Source organism: Kroppenstedtia sanguinis (assembly GCF_050433445.1).
In the GTDB taxonomy this organism is placed as follows: domain Bacteria; phylum Bacillota; class Bacilli; order Thermoactinomycetales; family DSM-45169; genus Kroppenstedtia; species Kroppenstedtia sanguinis.
Window position 1 is genome coordinate 1 of the sequence record NZ_JBNPXF010000052.1, and the last position, 1,256, is coordinate 1,256.

Annotated in this window: 1 protein-coding gene, 6 tRNA genes and 1 rRNA gene; 1 reads left to right on the forward strand and 7 read right to left on the reverse strand. The window is 51.6% G+C overall.

Annotation, left to right across the window (positions count from 1 at the left end; translation table 11 throughout):
• Nucleotides 1–59 precede the first annotated feature (59 nt).
• Both JOD24_RS16025 and JOD24_RS16030 read right to left on the reverse strand, forming a co-directional pair.
• Nucleotides 60–146: transfer RNA gene (locus tag JOD24_RS16025), tRNA-Leu, on the reverse strand.
• A 16-nt stretch (nt 147–162) separates the two neighbouring features.
• Nucleotides 163–236 (reverse strand) — tRNA-Cys (locus JOD24_RS16030).
• A 67-nt stretch (nt 237–303) separates the two neighbouring features.
• Here JOD24_RS16030 and JOD24_RS16035 point away from each other — a divergent pair.
• Nucleotides 304–732 (forward strand): YugN family protein, encoded by a 429-nt coding sequence (locus JOD24_RS16035; RefSeq protein WP_380165476.1) that lies wholly within the window; start codon nt 304–306, stop codon nt 730–732.
• A 2-nt stretch (nt 733–734) separates the two neighbouring features.
• Here JOD24_RS16035 and JOD24_RS16040 read toward each other — a convergent pair.
• The 5 genes from JOD24_RS16040 to rrf form a co-directional block, all read right to left on the reverse strand.
• A tRNA-Trp gene (locus tag JOD24_RS16040) sits at nt 735–808 on the reverse strand.
• An 11-nt stretch (nt 809–819) separates the two neighbouring features.
• Nucleotides 820–895: transfer RNA gene (locus JOD24_RS16045), tRNA-Thr, on the reverse strand.
• Nucleotides 896–903: 8 nt separating this feature from the next.
• Nucleotides 904–979, reverse strand: a tRNA-Phe gene (locus tag JOD24_RS16050).
• A gap of 26 nt (nt 980–1,005) precedes the next feature.
• Nucleotides 1,006–1,096: transfer RNA gene (locus JOD24_RS16055), tRNA-Ser, on the reverse strand.
• 66 nt (nt 1,097–1,162) lie between these two features.
• Nucleotides 1,163–1,256 (reverse strand): 5S ribosomal RNA (gene rrf / locus JOD24_RS16060); the annotation flags it as partial.

Consider the following 1,256-nt stretch of genomic DNA (forward strand, 5'->3'; position numbering starts at 1 on the left):
AACTCCCGACCTTCTGATTCGTAGTCAGACGCTCTATCCAGCTGAGCTAAGGGCACATATGGTGCGGACGAGAGGACTTGAACCTCCACGGTCTAGCGACCACTAGATCCTGAATCTAGCGCGTCTGCCGATTCCGCCACGTCCGCTTACATGGACTTGACTTGGAGGCGGCACCCGGATTCGAACCGGGGATAAAGGATTTGCAGTCCTCTGCCTTACCACTTGGCTATGCCGCCATAATCAAAGTATGAAGATCTAACCGCCGGGAATTATAAAGGCAAATCCGGAAAGGAGAATGCCCTTATGATCCTGCTACAGTCAGCCATCGAAAATTTCAAGGGAGACTTCATCCAGCTGGACCGCCTATTCAACGAAAAAGGGTTTGTCCTCGGAGGCGGTTATGAATACGATCACGGTTACTACGATAAAGCCCTGGATTGGGAAGAGAATAAAGAACACCGGGCATACCTGCGGGTCCCCGTCACCGCCATCGATGGAAGTATCGGAACTCGTACAGCAACCCTTCAGATCGGCAAACCCTTCATCCTGAAACATGTATATCAAACCCAAGAGAATAATCCAGTGAATGCAGGTCTGATCTCTTCCACCTTCAACCAGTTTTCCGAACCGGAAGATCCTGATGCCCGCCTAGAATCCAAATGGATCCAAAGAGGACAATCCGAGTTGGAACAACTGGAGCATCATTTCCAAAAAAACTTCAAAGCTGAATGAAATGGCAGGGGCGGCAGGAATCGAACCCGCATTTGAGGTTTTGGAGACCTCTGTTCTGCCATTGAACTACGCCCCTGTAACAGCCAGTGGTGCCGGCGAGAGGACTTGAACCCCCAACCTACTGATTACAAGTCAGTTGCTCTACCAGTTGAGCTACACCGGCAAACCAAGTGGTGGTTCGGGACGGAATCGAACCGCCGACACGAGGATTTTCAGTCCTCTGCTCTACCGACTGAGCTACCGAACCACAACAGATCATTTATAGCAACTAAATGGCGGAGAGGGAGGGATTCGAACCCTCGAGACGGGGTTACCGCCTACACGATTTCCAATCGTGCTCCTTCGGCCTCTCGGACACCTCTCCACTTTTATAAGTTAGAAGCGAGAAGTGAGAGATTGGATTCCCAATTCCCACTCCTCACCTTGAGTTGCCTGGCAACGTCCTACTCTCCCAAGGGCCTGCGCCCTAAGTACCATCGGCGCTGGAGGGCTTAACTTCCGTGTTCGAGATGGGAACGGGTGGT

Coding starts and splice junctions, on each gene's coding strand:
- JOD24_RS16035 (WP_380165476.1), top strand. CDS start 304: ATGATCCTGCTACAGTCAGCCATCGAAAATTTCAAGGGAGACTTCATC.